The 20,898-nt window shown below is 44.3% G+C and carries 10 protein-coding genes; 8 read left to right on the plus strand and 2 right to left on the minus strand.

Features of this window, described 5'->3' with window-relative positions:
* Positions 1-260 precede the first annotated feature (260 nt).
* The 4 genes from ACTQWB_RS09045 to ACTQWB_RS09060 all read left to right on the plus strand — a co-directional run bounded on the left by ACTQWB_RS09045 (position 261) and on the right by ACTQWB_RS09060 (position 9,518).
* Positions 261-1,736, plus strand: a complete 1,476-nt coding sequence (locus ACTQWB_RS09045) for a nicotinate phosphoribosyltransferase (RefSeq protein WP_441500931.1) — start codon at positions 261-263, stop codon at positions 1,734-1,736.
* A 215-nt stretch (positions 1,737-1,951) separates the two neighbouring features.
* Positions 1,952-7,177: a leucine-rich repeat protein gene (locus ACTQWB_RS09050; protein WP_441500932.1), complete on the plus strand. Its 5,226-nt coding sequence runs from the start codon at positions 1,952-1,954 to the stop codon at positions 7,175-7,177.
* Positions 7,178-7,445: 268 nt separating this feature from the next.
* A complete protein-coding gene (locus ACTQWB_RS09055; RefSeq protein ID WP_441500933.1) occupies positions 7,446-7,934 on the plus strand; it encodes a type II secretion system protein in 489 nt (162 codons plus the stop codon).
* Between the two features lie 210 nt (positions 7,935-8,144).
* On the plus strand, positions 8,145-9,518 hold the full coding sequence (locus tag ACTQWB_RS09060; protein ID WP_441500934.1) for an MATE family efflux transporter: 1,374 nt from the start codon (positions 8,145-8,147) through the stop codon (positions 9,516-9,518).
* Here the strand turns inward: ACTQWB_RS09060 and ACTQWB_RS09065 are convergent.
* The gene (locus ACTQWB_RS09065) at positions 9,515-10,543 is read right to left on the minus strand and encodes an AraC family transcriptional regulator (protein ID WP_441500935.1); all 1,029 of its coding nucleotides are present in this window, start codon (positions 10,541-10,543) and stop codon (positions 9,515-9,517) included. The two genes, ACTQWB_RS09060 and ACTQWB_RS09065, sit on opposite strands and share 4 nt — an antisense overlap.
* A gap of 277 nt (positions 10,544-10,820) precedes the next feature.
* On the opposite strand from ACTQWB_RS09065, the gene ACTQWB_RS09070 reads away from it, so the two are divergent.
* Positions 10,821-13,574 carry a glycoside hydrolase family 2 TIM barrel-domain containing protein gene (locus ACTQWB_RS09070; RefSeq protein ID WP_441500936.1) on the plus strand — a complete coding sequence of 918 codons (2,754 nt, stop codon included), beginning with the start codon at positions 10,821-10,823 and terminating at the stop codon, positions 13,572-13,574.
* Positions 13,575-13,816: 242 nt separating this feature from the next.
* The gene (locus ACTQWB_RS09075) at positions 13,817-15,262 is read left to right on the plus strand and encodes a family 43 glycosylhydrolase (RefSeq protein WP_441500937.1); all 1,446 of its coding nucleotides are present in this window, start codon (positions 13,817-13,819) and stop codon (positions 15,260-15,262) included.
* Positions 15,263-15,447: 185 nt separating this feature from the next.
* Here ACTQWB_RS09075 and ACTQWB_RS09080 read toward each other — a convergent pair whose 3' ends face one another.
* Complete coding sequence (locus tag ACTQWB_RS09080; RefSeq protein ID WP_441500938.1) at positions 15,448-17,946, minus strand: GH39 family glycosyl hydrolase; 2,499 nt, start codon at positions 17,944-17,946, stop codon at positions 15,448-15,450.
* A gap of 337 nt (positions 17,947-18,283) precedes the next feature.
* On the opposite strand from ACTQWB_RS09080, the gene ACTQWB_RS09085 reads away from it, so the two are divergent.
* A complete protein-coding gene (locus ACTQWB_RS09085) occupies positions 18,284-19,789 on the plus strand; it encodes a sugar ABC transporter ATP-binding protein (protein ID WP_441500939.1) in 1,506 nt (501 codons plus the stop codon).
* 13 nt (positions 19,790-19,802) lie between these two features.
* Positions 19,803-20,783, plus strand: a complete 981-nt coding sequence (locus ACTQWB_RS09090; RefSeq protein WP_441500940.1) for an ABC transporter permease — start codon at positions 19,803-19,805, stop codon at positions 20,781-20,783.
* The last annotated feature ends 115 nt before the right edge of the window (positions 20,784-20,898 follow it).

Below are 20,898 nucleotides of genomic sequence, written 5' to 3' on the forward strand. Positions count from 1 at the left end.
GTAGTTCGCGGTTCCCGTATATATGGGCGTAGCACATATATTTTGCGCTACGCAAACGGAGCGCAAGCGTAGTTCGCGGTTCCCGTATATATGGGCGTAGCACATATATTTTGCGCTACGCAAACGGAGCGCAAGCGTAGTTCGCGGTTCCCGTATATATGGGCGTAGCACATATATTTACAATTAAATTGCCTGTTCGAGAGTGTATCATAATGATGAAATAGTAACTCACCCAGGTCTTATTAATAAGGAGAATAAACATGAGAGCAAATAACCTGACTCTGCTCACGGATCTCTATGAACTTACCATGATGCAGGGTTATTTTAAGAACCCAACTGACCAGACTGTCGTATTCGACATGTTTTACCGTGATAATCCATGCGGAGGCGGTTTTGCTATCTGTGCAGGACTGGAGCAGGTAATTGAATATATTGAGAATCTGAGATTTACAGATGCGGACATTGAATATCTGCGCGGTCTTTCTATATTTGAGGAAGATTTTCTGGAATACCTTCGTTCCTTCCATTTCACCGGTGATATTTATGCGATTCCGGAGGGAACCGTTATTTTCCCAAGAGAACCTATGGTGAAGGTTGTAGCCCCAATCATGGAGGCTCAGCTTGTGGAGACTGCAATCCTGAACATTATGAATCATCAGAGCCTGATCGCTACCAAGGCTGCCCGTGTGTGCTACGCGGCAAAGGGCGACGGAATTATGGAATTTGGTCTTCGTCGTGCCCAGGGACCGGACGCTGGTATTTTTGGTGCCCGTGCAGCTGTGATCGGTGGATGTATTGGAACCTCCTGTGTGCTGACCGGTCAGATGTTTAACGTGCCGGTACTTGGAACCCATGCCCATTCCTGGATCATGAGTTTCCCGGATGAGTACACCGCATTTAAGACTTATGCAAGAATGTATCCAGATGCCTGCATCCTTCTGGTAGACACCTATGACGTGCTGAAATCTGGTGTTCCAAATGCGATCCGTGTATTTGAAGAGATGCGCGAGGAAGGTATCGAGCTGAAAAAATATGGAATCCGTATCGACAGTGGTGACCTTGCTTATCTTTCCAAAGAGGCCTACAAGATGTTATCAGCAGCCGGATTTGATGATGCAACCATTTCAGCTTCCAGTGATCTTGATGAGTACCTGATCGAGAGCCTGAAAGCACAGGATGCCAAGATTAACTCCTGGGGCGTTGGAACACGCCTTATCACATCCAACGATAACCCTGCATTTGGTGGCGTATACAAGCTGGCAGCAGTGAAAAATCCTGAGACTGGCGAATTTATCCCAAAAATCAAATTATCCGAGAATACAGCCAAGGTAACCAATCCTGGAAATAAAACTGTATATCGTATTTACAGCAAATCTACCGGCAAGATCAAAGCTGATCTGATCTGCCTTGCAGATGAGAGACTGAATCCGGACGAGACTATGGTAGTATTTGACCCGGTTGACACCTGGAAGAAGACCAAGATTCTTGGCGGTACCTATGAGGTTCGTGAACTTCTGGTTCCAGTGATCAAAGAAGGAGAACGTGTCTATACTTCTCCATCTGTAATGGAGCTTCGTGCAATCTGCCAGAAAGAGCAGAGTACGCTCTGGGACGAGTCCAGACGATTCTCCAATCCACAGAAGGTTTATGTGGATCTTTCTCCGAAGCTTTATGAGGTAAAGAGAGAACTGATCGAGGAGATGAGCCGCAAGGATCTGGAATTTGAGGAAGAATAACGTTGTGAGTTGATCGTAACAGTTTGTATGACCGAAGTGAAAGAATACATGGCTGTCGCATCAAAGGTTAAGCAGACCTTAGATGCGGCAGCATTTCTTTGCGCAATTTTGTTGAAATTAGTCCTAAAAATGGAGAAAAAAACATAGTGTGTCCCTTATAAAAACGTTAAACTGTAAGAAAGAAAAAGTTACGGATTTTTTTACAGGAGGGACATATGAAAAAGAAGAGAGCCTTTGGTTTTTCAGCAGGAATCTGTCTTCTGCTTCTGGGACTGATGGGCAGTACGAATGTATTTGCGGCAGTGACAGAGGGAAAAGCAGGGCAGACACTTACCGGAGAATATGCAGTTATTGTAAATACGGATTCAGAAGCTGCACATAATACCGGAACGCTGGTGTTTGATGATGGGGCTGGCGGAGTTTCGCCCTATGCGATGGAGCGCGGAACGAGTGCAGACATGGGCGTTAGTTCAGGTACTTTAAGTGTGAAAACGTATGGAAGTGTTGATGCTGGAGGTGCGATGCAATCTGCGGATTCAGGAAGTGCCGTGTCTGTGCTGTCTGGCAATTCCAGTGCCGTAGCGGTATCACAGAGTCTGACTGCCTATACCATTGGCCAGGAGAAATACATGGGTCCGACCTATTCCCAGAAGACCTATGTATGCATCGGTGTGGGTCAGCATTGTTATATCTGGATGGAAAAGAATATGAAAACTTCCTATGACAATGCAGGCAAAACAGCCATGATCGCAGCGGATATGGCAGGTGTTTATGATGGACAGCCTTACCGTATTCTGAATCAGCTGGCTGGAGGAACGATTCCTTGTCTGGATGGTTCCGGCAAGCTTTCCATTCTGTTAGAAAGCCTGAGCAGTGCCAGTGGAATGTACATGTACGAGACGGATATTACTGCGATTCATATTAATATTCCGGCAGCAGCTTCTTATGTGACAGGGGAAATGTCCAGAAGAAATGGGCTTCTGGTACATGAAGGACAGCATGCAGTGCTGGCGCTGAAGACTAATTTTTCCAATTCCGGAAAATACATGTGGCTGAATGAAGGACTTGCAGTTACGGTGATGGATTATCTCTGGGGTGGGATAGACAGCAGTGGCTGGTTAAGTGGAATTGCAGGAAGCACAGCAATCCGTGGCGGCTCATCCTTAATTTATCAGACATACAGGGATGACACTGCCCGGGATTATGGTCTGCCTTATCTGTTTGTGAGATATGTGATCGACCGGATGGCAGGTGGTTATGATCCGATGTCTGTACTGCCGGAGTTTTACCAGATAGATGCTTCTGGATTAAACAGTCAGCAATATCTGGAAAAAGTGACTGGTGTACCGTTTAAGACTCTTCTTACAGATTTTTATACTGTAGTAGCATCTGGTGAGTCATCTGGAGTTTATAGTTTCTATGGGGATCGTGTGGCTGCGCAGAAAGCAGCGACTTACCCTGTTTTTGCAGGGGATAGCGGAGAAAAGTATTCCCTGGCGTCTACTGCGGCGATTATTGTAAAACTGAAGGATGGTAAATTCACAGTTCCTTCAGATGGGGATTCTAATATTGTTTATCGTGTGATCGGCAGCAGGAATCCATCGGTCTCTCCTGCCGGGGGGAATGGAACAGCCCAGAATCCTTATGAGATTGATTCACTGGAAGATCTGAACATGATTTCAGATCATGCAGGGGCATACTACCGCGTGACCCGGGATATTCAGACAAATGGAAAAATAAACCTTTCTGTAAGTTATTTTGGTGGCGTTCTGGATGGAAACGGGCATACCATTAGCGGGCTGAAAAAGCCACTTATGGTGCAGAATGCAGGAACGGTAAAGAATCTGCGTGTTGTGGCTGATTTTGATGATGACAGTCAGAATGCCCAGGGTGTATTTGCCCAGTATAATATTGGAAAAATTCAGGACTGTACCGTTTCCGGAACGGTGACAGGTCACATGGGAGGCCAGGGAGTGCAGGAATTCCCGAAATTTGGAGGTATTGCAGGAGAGAATTCCGGTACAGTCAGCAGTTGTACGTCGAAATTGAATATAAATCTGGTCATGCCTGCAATGAAAAGCTGGGTAGGCGGCATTGTGGGATTAAATAAAGGAACGGTTGAAAAATGTATCAGCAATGGGAAAATTGTGGTTACCCAGGCAGATGGTTCCCAACAGCCGGTATATGCAGGTGGCATTGCAGGAGGAACGGAAAGGACAACTCTTGGTAACAGCAGCATAAAGACCTGTGTACATACTGGAATTTTACAGGTAACCGGTGGAAATAAAGTGACCGGACAGATCTGCGGGCAGATGACGTCTGCGACAATTACGGACTGCTATGGAAAAGATTCCCAGGGAGAATTAATTGGCTCTGCAAAGGCCACAGAAACCAATGGAAAGCTTCTGACCGAGACACAGCTGAAGGATTCGTCTTCCTATACGAATTGGAACTTTGGCAGTGAATGGAAAATTTCGGATGAGGGAATTCCGGCAAGTATGGAAGCTTCTGATATTACCTCTATTTCTGCTTCTTTATATAAGACATCTTATTGTAAAGGTGAGCGGCCATATAGCTGGGGCAGCCTGTATATCAATGGCTGGTCCAACCGGGTTGAGATCACAGATGACATGATCAGTGGTTTTGACAGCAATACCTTAGGAACAAAGACATTGACGATCACTTATAAGGGGAAAACTACCAGCTGCTCTATAGATATTACAGAGGTGGATACATCAAAAATAACAAAAGTGCAGGTTTCCCAGCGCCCTAAGCTGACATATGTAGAAGGGGAGACATTTGATCCGTCTAATATGAGCTTGTATGTTTCTTATTCTGCTTATAGCGGAATGTGGGTTTACAGTGATTTTACCTATGATAAGACAGAACCTTTGACAGTAAATGATAATGCAGTAACCATAGATTATCATGGAGTCAAGACGGAATTAGCAATTACAGTTACGGCAAAGGTACCAACCAAATTAACTGTTTTCACAACACCATCCAAAACGGAATATAGTGTTGGGGATAAGCTGGATCTGTCCGGGCTAAAATTCCGGCTGACATACAGCAATGGGAAGCAGTCACCGGTATTTACAGCAGATCAGCTGGATGACTATGGAGTAAAAATTGCTCTTGGAAGCAACGGAAAGGGAACGCAGATTGCAGCAGGAAAGGTGCTTACAGCGGAGGATAATGGAAAAACACTGCTGTTTTATGCAACAGATATCTTGCCTGGAGCTTATGGGGCCGTCACAGCTGTTTCGGAAACTCTGACTGTGTCAGCACCACTGACGATTTCCGGTTTGGATCTGTACCTGACTGCTGGAAAAACAGAAATGCAGTATATTGACTCCGGCGTGGTTACCGGTGGAAGTGGACAGTATACGACTACCGTGATCAGTGAGGATTTACCGACTGGATTGGAACGCACCCATTTGCCTGGACTGTCATATACATTTTCTTATAGTGGAGTGGTTACAGCAGCTACCGGAATTTATGTATGCCAATATCAAGTGCATGATGTGCAGACAAAGGCTATTTTGCCGGTAACAATTACTATTCATGTGCAGGGATCAGATGAAGCTTCCTTTGCAAGCTTTAATCTTTATAAGCTGCAGAACGCTGTTCTGGAAAAAGATGTAATTGGTGAAATTGACAACCAGGCAGGAACGATTACGCTTCGCATTCCTAAAGGAACGGATGTAAGCAATCTTACACCAAATATTGATTATGGAGCTGGTTCCGGAACTACGCTGGACTGGAGTTTTGCAAATGGAACATCCCATAATTTCACCAATCCGGTACAGTATGTTTTGACGGCGCCGGATGGTGTGACGAAAAAAACATATACAGTTACTGTTGTATTTTATGATGACAGTCAGGGTGGTTCTGGGGAAACTCCGCATATTCATACATGGGATGCGGGAAAAGTCACAACTGCACCTACCTGTACAGAAGACGGGGTGAAAACTTATATCTGCACAGGCTGTGGAGAGACAAGACTGGAAAGTATTGATAAAACAGGACATACTACAGTGATTGATCCGGCTGTAGCAGTCACCTGTGAGAAGGATGGAAAGACGGAAGGCAGTCATTGTAGTGTTTGTGGAGTGGTTCTGCAGAAGCAGGAGACTGTAGCGGCAACCGGGCACAAATGGGATAGTGGGAAGGTGACGTTGGAGCCGACGACTGTGGCTGCCGGGGTTCGGACGTTTACCTGTACGGTGTGTGATGCGACGAAGACGGAGAGTATTCCGATGCTGATACCGACGAATACGCCGGTGCCGATGCTGATACCGACGAATACGCCGGTGCCGACGAATACGCCAGTACCGACGGCGACGCCAATACCGACGAGTACGCCAGTGCCGACCGCAACGCCGACGCCAACAAGTACACCAGTGCCGACGGCAACACCAACGCCGACGAGCACGCCAGTGCCGACCGCAACGCCGACGCCAACAAGTACACCAGTGCCGACGGCGACACCAACGCCGACGAGCACGCCAGTGCCGACCGCAACGCCAACGCCGACGAGCACACCAGTGCCGACCGCGACGCCAACGCCAACAAGTACACCAGTGCCGACCGCGACACCAACGCCGAAGCCAACAAGCACGCCAGTGCCGACCGCGACGCCAACACCGAAGCCGACGAACACACCAGTACCGACTGCGACACCAACACCGAAGCCGACGAGCACACCGGTACCAACGAGTACACCAGTACCGACCGAGACACCGACGCCAACAAGTACACCAGTGCCGACTGCGACGCCGACGCCAACGAGCACGCCAGCACCAACTGCGACACCAACGCCGACGCCAACGAGCACGCCAGTACCAACTGCGACACCAACGCCGACGAGCACGCCAGTGCCGACTGCGACGCCGAAACCAAAACCAACGAATACACCAGCTCCGTCAGGCTATCCGGTTGGCGCAACTGTAAAATACACGGCGGCAAACGGCTATTATAAGATTACCGGTACCAACACAACGGAGTATATAAAACCGGTAAACAAAAAGGCTGGTACTATCGTAATTCCAGACAGTGTGAATTTAAACGGCGTGAACTACAAAGTAACATCCATTGCTTCGAAAGCATTTAAGAGCAATAAATACTTGAAGAAGCTTACCATTGGAAACAATGTAATTCAGATCAAGAGCTACGCGTTCTATAAGTGTACGAAACTTAACACTATAAAAATAGGTGGCTCCGTCAAGTATATTGGTAAGCAGAGCTTTTATAGCTGCAAAAAATTAAGTAATATGCGTTTTTATACTTCAAGATTAAAACAGAAGTATATAGGTTCCAATGCATTTAAGGGAACACCGTCCCAAATGAAAGTTTATGTACAAAGAAAATTTGCGAAGAGTTACAAATCAATCTTTGTAAAAAGAGGCATGAGTAAGAAAATTGTAATAAAGAAGATGTAAGATTTATCAATCATAAAATCCTAGAAACGGTGAGGTAACGTATAGGGCGGCATGCAGGTTAAAAATGTATGCTGCCCTTTCTTGTGGTTTAAACGGAAAAGTACATGGGAAGATTCTATAAAAATGTTTCGAAATGGTGTACAGAATAAAAATAGCGGTTCTTAAAACGGATAAATTCCGGGTAATAATTTTCGGCTATATAATTGACTAGTCAAAGTACGTGTTTTATACTGAAAACAGATTTATCGAGATGTTATGAGGAATTCCAATGAGAAAATGTAAAAACAAAAAAGGCTTTACCCTGGCAGAACTACTGATCGTGGTTGCCATAATCGCAGTACTGGTTGCCATTGCAATCGCAGTTTTTTCCGGACAGATGGAGAAGGCACGCCGTGCAGTCGATATGCAGAATGCGCGGGCCATACAGTCAGCACTGACCAATGCTTATAGTACAGGAGAAATCAGCATAACAGGCAGAAGCGATGCTGGTGTAGGTGTCTGGGTATTATTATGCCGTGATAATAATTCTAAACCAGGTGGATACGGTTCCTATATTTTAAGAAATGGTACTGTATTTTGCGGCGCGGACAATGGAGTCAGCATAAAAGGTGAAACTGGCACGACGGAATCAAGCTATAAGGACAACGTGGAAAAAATACTAGAGGAGTCTGGAATTAATGTAGACTCTTTGAAAATAAGAAGCAACACGGATCCTGAAAAAATACTGGCTGGGACTGGATCGTTGTACAGCTGGTAATGTATGGAAATGGTGAGGTAAAATCTTATATGTACAGTGGATTTGCAGGAGAGTCATCAAGTGTCAACTGGTATAACCGCAACCATGATAATCTGGGAAAGCAGATATATTAGAGCTTGTTTGAAAAATCATTCCTGTGATCGGATAAAATTTCCGTCTTGAAGGTGAAAAATAGAACAGTAAATTAAAACGAAAGCAGTGAAACCTGAAATGAAACGAATCGACTTTGAAAATGGAACCGTAACAAGAAATATTTTCAGTGCGGCGATTCCTATGCTGGTGGCGCAGATATTGAGTCTTCTGTACAACATTGTAGACCGCATTTACATTGCCAGAATCCCGGAAGTAGGAACTACAGCACTTGGGGCAGTAGGCTTATGCTTTCCGCTGATCGTGATCATAACGGCATTTGCAAACCTGTTTGGAAGCGGCGGTGCCCCTCTTTTTTCCATTAACCGAGGAATGAAAGAGAATGGAAAGGCGCAGACGGTAATGAACACTTCTTTTACCATGGTGTGTGCAAGCGGCACTATCCTGATGCTGCTTGGTCTTCTGTTTGCAAGACCTTTGCTGGTATTGTTTGGAGCGTCTGAGGACGCACTGATTTACGCGTATCCGTACATGATGATCTATCTGATCGGAACGGTACCGTCTATGATCGCGACTGGAATGAATCCCTTTATCAATGCGCAGGGATATGCGACCACGGGAATGCTGTCAGTAGCTATCGGAGCAGTTGCAAACCTGATCCTGGATCCATTATTTATTTTTGTGTTGGGATTTGGAATCAAGGGAGCAGCCATTGCAACGGTGATTTCCCAATTTTTATCAGCGGCATATGTGCTTCTTTTCCTGGAAAAAAAGGCAGAGATGAAAGCTCGTTTATTGCGGAAAAAAGAACTGAAAACATGTGGTGAATATGCGAAAAATATTGTCAGCCTTGGCACTGCAGGATTTATTATGCAGCTGACAAACAGTCTGGTAACGATCTGTTGTAACAACGTTCTGGGTGTTACAGGAGGAGACGTTTACATATCGGTAATGACCATTGTATCCAGTGTTCGCCAGATGGTAGAGACACCGATTTATGCCATCAATGAAGGTACTTCCCCGATTCTCAGCTACAATTATGGAGCCAGAAGACCGAAGCTGGTGCGCAAGGCGATGGTGACTTTGGCAGTGATGATCCTGGTTTATACAGCTGTTATGTGGAGTGTGATCATCTTTGTTCCGGACTATCTGATCGCTGTTTTCAGCTCAGATAAGCTTCTGATAAAGGATGCAGTTCCGGCACTGAAAACCTATTTTGCAGCATTTATTTTCATGGATCTGCAGTACATTGGGCAGACAGTTTTTAAGTCTCTGAACAAGAAAAAACAGGCGATTTTCTTCTCGCTTTTGCGGAAGGTTTTTATTGTAGTGCCACTGACTTATCTGCTTCCATATGGATTAAAAATGGGAACCCACGGGGTGTTTCTGGCAGAGCCGGTATCAAATGTGATCGGTGGAAGCCTGTGCTTTATTACTATGCTGCTGATCGTACTTCCAGAGTTAAAGCGTATGGAGAGTAATTGTATACATTAATTGGTTTCCTCGCGTATTTGGCTTGGTGTTTTCCCAAAATAATTTTCAAATAAATGATAAAAATGACTGATGTTTTCGTACCCTGCCTGGTTGGCAATTTGCTTAACCGGCAGGGTAGTTTGTTCTAATAACTGCTGTGCATACTTCATCCGAATGTCCGTTACATATTGCTGGAAAGTTTTGCCTCTGTATTTTTTCAGCAGGAGGTGATAATAATTCCGGTGGTAATGAAATTCTTCCTCAAGCTTGGTAGTGGTGACAGTGGCATAATGTTTCTGGATATAACGTTCCAGTTCGAATAAAAATGCTTTTTCCCGGCTCTCTTTGCTGTCTGTGTGAAGCTGAATGGTATAATCCTCACACAAATGGTGGAGAAGGCGGATCATCAATCCTCGTTTTACCTGTTCATGTCCCACTTCCCTTGTCAGATCTTCGTCCAGGATCTGTTCCAGCAGGGCGTCTGCATTAAATTTCTGTGTCTGTTTCAATTCCAGGAAGTTCTGTTCTTTCTGCTGGCTCCAGAGCGCATGAAAAAGGAATTGCTTATGATCATCTATACCATCATAGCTTCGAAGGAGTTTTTCCAGATAATCGGCCTGGATCTGAAGAAAAAGGACAGCTGCATCCTTGGCTTCAATATAATCTGCATGCTCACAATTACGGTCTGTAATTACGAATTCACCTTGCTCAAAGCGTATTTTTTCCCCGAATAAAACCTGTGTAAAGCTTCCCTCAATCACATAAAATATTTCCACATAGTCATGCTTGTGAAACCAGCTGAGGCGGGGAAAATCGCGATGAACCAGTCTGCGTCCTGTGGGGCTGATGCTCCATTCTGTCCCGTCGGATCTATATACCACAAGGAGACTGGACAGATTGTCTGTGACTCTCCGGCAGCTGGCAGATGATAGTGCCCCCTTTGTTTCGTATAAGGGCAAATCGTCGTAGTCATACTGCTGTGGTATGTTTATGTAATGCTTCCGGATATAAACGGTCCGCTCAGATAAATCGTTAAATTGTCCCATATTTAGCTCCTTTGCTTCATCAGAATAATATTCCGAAAATAAAAAATGTTGGAAAAAGGATGGTGAATATTCGTGCATTTCGTCCTTAACTGCAAGTATATCATGCTATTTGGTTCTTGTCTTGGCGGAAACTGTATTTTATGATAAAAAAGAAGTACAGGGTTACAGGTCACGTAGTAAACTGTAATGCTACATGAAGCAAAAGGCAAAAACAAAACAGATTGTGAAATAAAAAATATTGGAATTAAAACAGATTACAGAAAAGGAGAACCAGATTATGCGAAACCAGAATATTGACCAGGGATGGCAGTTTAATCATGGCACATACGAGGGGCTTTACAGTGCGCCAAAGGAAAAAGAAAACCGTATAGTGAATCTTCCCCATGATTATATGATCGAAAGTGATCCCACTGAAAGCGCAGCGGCAGGTCCGGCCAGCGGTTATTATACTGCGGGTGTGGCGTGCTATACGAAATATATTATGATTCCAGAAGAATGGGAAAATGAAGAAATATATCTGCATTTTGACGGTGTAATGCTGAATGCGACGGTAGATATCAATGGCGGAAAAGCGGCGCTCCAGCACAATGGATATATCCCGTTTTCTGTAAACATTACGCCCTATATTTACTTTGGAAAAAAGAACCGCGTTACGGTCACCGTGAATCCCAGTATGCAGCCAAACTCTCGCTGGTATTCCGGCGCTGGAATCTTCAGGAGCGTGGAATTATGCCATTTTCCCAAGGTTCATATTGCCAATGACGGGATTTTCGGTTACACAAAAAGCGTTGATTATGATAAGCAGGGAAATCCGGAATATGCCTATCTGGAGACCGCTGTGGAAGTGCAAAATGAGACACTGGAAAACAAAATTGCAGTGGTGGAGGTTTTCCTTACCAAAGATGGCAGAGATGAGGTCCTGATTACCCGAAAACAGAAAATACAGATCAATCCCAATACCACAGAAACAGCACATCTGAAGCTTACTGTAGAGAATCCGCGTTTATGGGATATTGATACTCCGGAGCTTTACAAGCTGCATGCAAGGGTTACGGATGTGGGGATTTTTAAGACTCATTTTGTACCAGCAGATCATGAGACTTCCGATGAAACTTCCGTATTATTTGGTATTAAAACCGTAACCGCAGATGTAAATCATGGACTGCGCATTAACGGAAAAACAGTGAAATTAAAAGGTGGCTGCATTCACCACGATAATGGAATGCTTGGCGCGGTTTCCCTTTATGATTCCGAGTACCGCAAGCTGTCCGTTCTGAAATCTATTGGCTTTAATGCCATCCGGACCACTCACAATCCGCCGTCTTCTGCGCTGATGGAAGCCTGTGACCGTATCGGAATGTATGTGTTTGACGAAGCCTTTGACGCGTGGGGAATCATGAAACAGCCTGGAGATTATAACCTGTTTTTTGACACAGACTGGGAAAAAGACCTGACTGCATTTATCAAAAGAGACCGTAATCATCCCTCTGTTATTATCTGGTCAACTGGAAATGAAATTACCGAGCGTGGCGGGTTGAATAACGGATATACCGTAGCAACAAGACTGGCCGAAACAGTTAAAGGGCTGGATCCGAGCCGCCCGGTATCTAACGGAATCTGCTCTTTCTGGTGCGGTCTGGATGATGAACTGACAGAAGAAAATATGAAGAAAATCATGGGGGAAGCTGCAGATGAAAACGGTTCCTTACAGAATGAGGATGGAAATGCTTCTGCGCAAAATGCGGGGGAAAATGGCTCTGTGCAGAATGTAAATGAAAGTAGTTCCCTGCAGAATGCCGACGGTGGAAAAGATGACACCAGTTGGGAGGAATATTCTGAGGCATTTACCAACGGTCTCGACATTGTAGGCTACAACTACATGGAAGATAAATATCCTCTGGATCACGAAATGTTCCCGGAACGAGTAATTTTAGGCTCAGAAAACTATCCAAATGAGATAGGAATCCGCTGGCCAATGGTAGAAAGCACCCCATATGTGATCGGAGATTTCACCTGGACCGCATACGATTATATCGGGGAGGCGGGTATTGGAAAATCTGTGTTCCTTGATGCAGATGATCCCCTTCTGAAAGAAGGTCCATATGCATTAATGTCTCATACTTCTTCTTATCCGTGGCGCCTTGCCAATGATGCGGATGTGGATATTAACGGAAGAATCCTTCCGCAGGGAGCTTACAGAAGCGTGGTCTGGGGAAGTAAAGAGACTTATCTTTATTCCTACGATCCGGCTGTTTTTGGAAAAACAGAGCTGATCAGCCGCTGGGGATTTACGGATGTAAAGAAAAACTGGAACTGGAAAAATGCAGAAAATTCACCGATACAGGTGGCAGTTTTTTCCAATGGTGATACTGTGGAAATCCTGCAAAACGGTGCTTCTGTGGCAACCTGTAAAGCTGGTGAAAGACTGGCTGCCGGATTACCGAAATCCTTCCTTTTTGATGTGAAATACGTTCCTGGAAAATTGGAAGCAGTAAGCTACAAGGACGGCGAAATCCTTTCCAGAGACACGTTGGAAACCACTGGAAAGGCGAAGAAAATCCAGCTTCATCCGGAGAAAACCACACTGACAGCGGATGGACACAGTGCAGTTTATGTGGGCATTGAACTGGTGGATGAGGAAGGAAGACATGTGCCGGATGAGGATGTAAGGATAACCGGAAGTATTGAGGTAGCAGATGGTAATGAGATTACCGAAAGCGGCAAGCTGGCTGGAAGCAGTAAGCAGATCAGAAATGTTGTAACGACTGCAAATTGTGAGAAATCTGTAAGTGATGAGCTGGCGAAAAACGTGGAGACATCTGCCGGATTTGCGGCATATCTGGCAGCATTTGGTTCCGCAAATCCAGTTACGGCGGAGAATTATACCAAGGGAACATTTACCACTTATAAGGGTTATGCAATGGCGATTATCCGTGGCGGTTATGCAGCAGGAAGCTGTACACTAAAGGTAAGTGCAGAGGGACTTGAGGACGCGGCAGTAACATTAAATATAACAGAAATGACAAAATAAGATGATGCCAGGGACGATAGAATTATTGTTCCTGGCATCTTTTCTAGAAGAAGGCAAAAGGGCTTTAAAATGTACAATTTTTTGTGTGAAAAATTGCAAAAGAAAGATTCGCATAATCCAAAATATTTTTTTATGAAAATTTGTACAAGGGAATCAGAAAAAGTGACATTGATGATGTTGGCTATAAAAATGTACAATAATAATAGGTTTCCAATAATATATTAGAAAGGCAGATTATAGAAATGAAGCAGATATACAATCCTTATTTACCACTAGACGAATACGTACCAGACGGTGAACCTCATTTATTTGACGGACGGGTTTACATTTATGGTTCCCATGATCTGGCTGGGGGAGAGGCCTATTGTCAGGGTGATTATGTGACCTGGTCAGCACCGGAGGATGACCTGACAGACTGGAGATACGAAGGCGTGATCTACAGAAAGGATCAGGATCCTTCAAATAAAGAAATGCACAGGGAAATCTGGGCACCAGATGTGGCGAAAGGTACAGACGGAAGATATTATCTGTTTTACTGCCTGGCCTTTTATCCTGAAATCGGTGTGGCAGTCAGCGATTCTCCTGCCGGTCCCTTTGAATTTTATGGACATATTCATTATCCGGAAAGTATAAAAAACGGAAAGACACTTTCGGAACATTTACCGTTTGATCCTGCAGTACTTGTAGATGACGACGGAAAGGTATTTCTTTATTATGGCTTCAGCCCGGCTGTTCCGCTGAAAAAAGAGGGGGATGATGGCGATATTGAAGGTGCCGAAAAGCTGGAATTCAGTGAAGGAGCTATGGTAGCAGAACTGGAAAGTGACATGCTGACACTGAAAGAAGAGCCTCACATGATGATTCCAGGAGGACTGAAGGAAGGCGGAACCAGCTTCGAAGGTCATGGCTTTTTTGAGGCTTCTTCCATGAGAAAAGTAGGTGAAAAATACTATTTTGTATATTCCAGTAAATTAAGCCATGAACTGTGTTATGCGGTCAGCGACTATCCAGACAGAGAATTTACTTTCGGAGGCACTTTGGTTTCAAACGGTGATATCGGATATGAAGGAAACCAGGAACCACATAATATGATGGGAAATAATCATGGCGGAATGGTGAACGCAAATGGTCAGTGGTACATTTTTTATCATAGACAGACTCACGGAACAGAGAGTTCCAGACAGGGCTGTGCCGAAAAAATAACCATCCAGGAAGATGGCAGCATTAAGCAGGTTGAAATGACCAGCTGCGGACTGAACAAGGGATGGCTGTCTGATGAAGGCACTTATCCGGCAGCAATCGCATGTAATCTTATGGGCAAAGATTCCATTGGAAAAATCACTTATGGAGCATCTTTGAGAGACACGCAGCCATATATTTTTGAAGAGAATACCGCTCTTCATTATATTGCCAATATTGGTGACGGAGTGGTTGTAGGCTATAAATATTTTGCTGTTGAAAGCCTGTCGAAGGTGGTTCTGTACTTAAGAGGTGATGCAGAAGGTGAGGTTAAAGTAAGTGCAGACCTGGCAGGGGAGAGTGAACTTGGCAGCAGCAGATTTAAACTGCAAGGTAAGGAATGGAATACTGTGGAAATTCCGGTAAAAGCAGAAGCTGGAAAAACAGGATTATTCTTTAGATTTGCTATAGCTGGAACTGTGGAATTTAAGGAATTCACATTGAGTTAAGACTGTAAAGAGAGTTAAGGCTGTAAACCGGTGTAAGTCTTTGGCTTCATAATGAATAAAAGATTTGCGCTGTCCGGTTTACAGCCTTTTTGCGTTATATTGAAAAAAGTTTTCCCATGTTATTGTTCATTGGCAACGTTCCGGGAGGTGTTTTTGTGACAAAAGGTCATAGAAACGCCGAATCATCACACCGGCCTCAACTCCGCAAACCGGATCTCAAACGGTTCCAGCTGTGCTGTATAAGTAAGTGTATGCTTCTCCGTAAAAAGCCGGCTCTGGTGAAATCCCGGAACACACAGTCCACGCAGCAGATCCGTATCTTGAGGGGAAAGGGGAATGGCGCCCATTTCCAGCCAGATATCATAAGCATTTCCATGATGTCTGTTTACAAAATATTCTTTCACATTGTAATTGCCATTAGCAATGTCGGTCAATTGCAGGGAAACATCCAGGTCCTTGGTAGTATCAAAGGCAGTATAGCGGTTTGTCTCTGTAATATCAAAAAGTTCTCCAGAAGCGAAAAGATCGCCATAATGAATATAATGATAAGTGATAATCTGGTAACAGACCCCTTTTCTGGTGATAAAATAGCCGTCTCCTGCGGCAATCAATTCATCCCCCAGCATATTGGCAAAATAAAATACATAGAATACACCCTTGCGCAGACCGCAGCTGGTATAAAGACCAAGCCCTCCATGGAACTGATTGGGTGGAAGAGGATTTTCCCGGATCAGGTCAGTAAGGCTCCAATAGCAGAAGGAATCCAGCCTGTCATAATTTTTCAGCAGATTTTTCATAATGTAACAGGTCTTGAAGCTGGTATCACTGATCAGATTACGGTGTGACATGGTGAAATTCCATTCAGTCATATAAACTGGTTTATCCTGGACTCCCAGTGTTTTAAAAATCTTTTTGATTCCTCCGATGAAAAGGCTGAAGTCATCAGTAGCTTTCGGGAAACAGGAGGTTGTAGCCTTGGTAAGGAAAAAATCATCACTGGAGGTTGGAAGGATGATATCCGCATAATAATGAATATTCATAAAGTCCGGCATACAGCTTTGTTCCCTGCACCAGCCTATAAAGCGGTAGATCCAGTCTGCGTTTCCAAGGTTTTCAATGTACAACATGGAAGGACTGCCGAACTGGATTTCCGGGCAGATGCTTTTCACGGTGTCATAGGTGTGCTTATAAAATCGGAAAAATAAAGCATCATCTCCAAATCCAAACATCTTCTTAGAGGTAACCGGCTCATTCCACACGGTAAAAGGCCATTGCTTCACTTCCTCCAGCGTGTAACGGTTGATAAGGTGCCGGGTAAAATCGTCGATTAAAGAATCCCATTCTTTCATATCAGCTGGCGGACTGGTGATAAAAGGACAGTAACAAATGGTTTTGTCAGGATCGGCGGCAAGTTCCTTTGGCATGAAGGAAAGCTGGATCAAGGGTTTCAGTCCGATGGAAAGCAGGAAATCCAGAACCTGGTCAACCAGAGTATAGGTAAAACGGAGCTCCTGCCCTACACGGCTGACTACCATCATGTCATCGGAAAGAATCCCGTGAAATTTCACATACTTAAAACCAACGTTCTTTTGCAGATCTATGAGCATTTCCTGGATATTCCGGTCCAGCAGTTCCGCTGCACGTCCCACACTGGTAAAGGTTTTGAAGGTATGACGAAGGTGTGAGATAGATTCTGTAACCCGGATATCTGAGACAGAAATTTCTTTATGTACAGCAGAAGGCATAGAGTGGGCAGAAAGATCGTTGGTTGACAGATATTTGGTAAGCTTCTGCAGGTAGTTGCTTGGCTCAAGAAGCAGATAATTGATATCGCTGCCCGCAGTTTTTGCTGTCGGATTCTGAGCCTGCTGTTTCCGGAAAGCACTTGGCAGCATCTGGTATTGTTTCTTAAAGGTGCGGATAAAGGCGTGGGATTCCGTAAATCCATTTCGCATGGCTATGGTTTCTATGGAATCCTTTGTTGAGATCAGATCACTTACAGCGTGTTCCAGCTTTATGCTGTTGTAATACTGGGTAAACTTGACACCCATATATTTGTCGAAGAACTGGGAAAGGTAAGGCACAGAAAGGTTCTCCATGGCTGCCAGGTCACTGAGGGAAAAGTTTTCCGCATAATGCTCATTAATATAATTGATGATACGGGTAAGACGCTCCATGTATTTCTGCTGCTTCTGCAAGGTTTCAGAGGCATTGGACTTAAAGTTCTCCAGAAGCTGGGAAACCAGATAGTAGCTGAGTGAATAATTCAGGTAGTCGGTTCCGTCAGAGTGATAGGAGTTTGCCTGGATCAGGGAAGCTATGGCGAAGCGGATATTGGCATATCGCTTGAAATCAGGGTTGGTGGCGCTGTTGCAGTCAAAAATAATAGAGGTCAGGTCTGACTGAAACTGGTTGAACAGGGAGAGCTTGATCTGAACTGCGATCATGACGGCCCCTGTTTCAGAATATATTTCATGAATGCTGTTAGAGTTAATGAGGATCACGTCCTCATCCTTCAGTTTCCAGGTATTTCCGTCTACGGTGATAATGATGTTTCCCTCCAGCACCATCAGCAGTTCCAGACTGGAGTGCCAGTGTTTGGTAACGGAGCCAAGCTTGTGGATAAATATTTTCAGAGGGATATGTGAACCGAATTCTATGATTTCGTGACGCTCGTCTAACATGGGAATCTCCTTTTTTATTTATTGATGCCACGGATTGTTTTGCAGCTATGCGGGTTCCAAGTTCAAAAGCTTTATCGTGCAAGCACGAACAGCTTTTTGACCTTTGGACCCTGGCATTATAATTATTATGATATACGTAATTTGAAATGTAAATAAAAAAATGTACATTTTTTAACCTAAAAAAATTAAAACCACAGGATTATTGAAGAAAATTTATGATTTTATGAAAAATTGTACTATCTAATGAGAAAAAGTAGCCTTGAAGCAGTCTCTTTCAAAAAGGTACAATATAACCATGAAAGGAACAGACCAAGGAGTGGAATTTTCGGAGGAAACTATGGAAAAAGAATTACTGATTGAAGTAAAAAATATGACCAAGTTTTTCGGACCGACCCAGGCTCTGAAAGGAGTAGACCTGAAGTTCTACCGCGGAGAGATCCGTGGACTGATCGGGGAGAACGGAAGCGGAAAGTCTACAGTTACTTCAATTATTGCAGGAATGCAGGCTGCCAGCGGCGGTGAAATGCTTTACAAGGGCCAGAGCTGGAAACCTGGAAATATGGTGGAAGCCCAGAAGGCCGGAATCAGTATGGTACTTCAGGAAGCAAACACCATACCGGATTGTACAGTGGCAGAGAACCTTCTGGCTGGACGGTTTGATGAATTTTCGAAATTTGGATTTGTGAGCATGAAAAAAGCAAATGAAGAGGCAGAGAGAATGCTTCAGAAATTTGGAATCAAAAATATTCATGCGAAGGACAGCATTAACAAGCTTACATTCGAGGACAGAAAGCTGATCGAAATTGTCCGCTGCGTATCCGATGAAACAGAGGTTTTCGTGGTGGATGAGACAACAACAGCACTTTCCCTGGAGGGACGCCAGATTTTGTATAAGCTGATTCATGAGATGAAAGACAGAGGAAAATCTGTAATCTTCATTTCCCATGATATGGATGAAATCCTGGAGCAATGTACAGACCTGACTGTTTTACGAGATGGAAACATCATCGGTCATCTGAACCGGGAAGAAATGGACGCACCGAATGCGGTACAGAGAATCCGTTACATGATGGTTGGAAGGGAAATCGGAGAGGCCTATTACCGTGAAGATTATGATACCAGCCACAGCGATGAGGTTGCGTTGGAATTGAAGAATATTTCTTTTGGTCCAATTAAGAATTTTTCCCTTACCTTACATAAAGGCGAGATCATCGGTTTCGGAGGATTATCCGGATGCGGAATGCATGAGGTTGGCCGGGCGGCTTTCGGACTTGAGAAACTGGAATCCGGAAGTGTGGTGCGAAATGGAAAAGAGATTAAGACCTGTTTGCAGGCAATCGAATCCGGAATCGGTTATATTTCCAAAAACCGTGATAAAGAGGCTCTGATCCTGGAGGGCTCCATTCAGGAAAACATTGTACTTCCGCTGCTTCCGTCTCTGGAGCATGGAACCTTCGTCAATCCGGCGGCTGAAAAGAACAGTGCAGATAAAGAAATCGATTCCTTCCGGATCAAGTGCAACAGTGGAAAGCAGTGGGTCAGCACCCTGAGTGGTGGAAATAAGCAGAAGGTTTCTTTTGCCAAGTGGACAGCAAGAGGTTCCGAGGTACTGATCATGGATTGTCCCACCCGAGGGGTTGATATTGGTGTCAAACAATCCATGTATGCGCTGATCGCGAAAATGAAAAAAGAAGGAAAAGCAATCATTCTGATCAGCGAAGAGATGGCAGAGCTGATCGGTATGGCTGATAAGATCATTATCATGAAAGATTTCGTAAAAACTGGCGAAGTAATGCGTTCTCCTGAACTGAAGGAGACAGACATTATCGAGTATGTAATATAAGGAGGCAAAAGAAGTGGGAAAAGATAAAAGTAAAACAGCCTCCTGGCTGAAAACACATATTTATGATGTTGCTGCTTACGCAGGACTTGCGATTACCGTAATTCTCTTTCTGATCTTCAGTGGAGATAAGCTGATGTATAATGTGACGACTGTGTTACAGACAGTTGCCCCGTATGCGATCATTTCCCTGGGTGCGGTATTTGTTTATTCTATGGGATTTATGGATGTCAGTGTAGGACAGCAGGTTGGTGTATATGCCATTTTGTACATACTGATTTCCAACAAATTGGGTGGAACTACAAAAGGAGTAGTCGTTGCATTTATAGTAGTCCTTGCAATTGCTCTTGCGTGCGGTGCATTTAACGGTGCCGTTGCAGTATGGCTGGGACTTCCCTCTATCGTAACTTCCCTGTTCCTGATGTTCTTTTTCACCGGGGCACAGCTGCTTCTGATGGAAGGAACAGGAAATACCAGTATTTCCATCCAGGCGAAGATTAAGCCTATGGACAGGAACGAGTACACGATCATGCTGATCATAGCAATTGTGGTGGTAGCACTTCTGGTTGGTTATTTCTTCAAATATACAAAATTTGGAAAATATACCAAAGCAATCGGTGCGAACGAGGTGGTAGCAGAGCAGTCTGGTGTAAATACCACGAAGTGGAAAGTATTTGCCTACATGGCGTTTGGAGCTACTGTTGCAATTGGCTCCTTCATTATGCTGACCCGTACCGGCAGCGCAGGAAAAGGAACTGGAACCGGCTTTGCAATGGACGTTATGATCTGTCTGATCCTTGGTGGAATGCCTCTTTCAGGAGGAATGAAATCCAAAGTCAGCAGTGCACTGATCGGAACTTTTACTTATGTACTTCTCAGTAACGACCTTACCACCATGGGAGTTGACCTGAACATGATCAATTTCCTGAAGGCAGTTATTTTTATCATTATTGTTATGATTACATGCCGGAAACGGGATGGAGTGCTTCCAAGATGATGTTATTTCGTTGCTGTTTACTGGTAGTCGTGTTGCTGTGAACGGAGTGAACAGTAACATTATTTTCGAAAAATGTAGATGTTTCCGGAAAGAATATGAAAGAAGTAAGAAAATG

Origin of the sequence: Blautia sp. HCP3S3_H10_2, from assembly GCF_052122375.1 — a bacterium.
GTDB lineage: Bacteria > Bacillota > Clostridia > Lachnospirales > Lachnospiraceae > Blautia_A.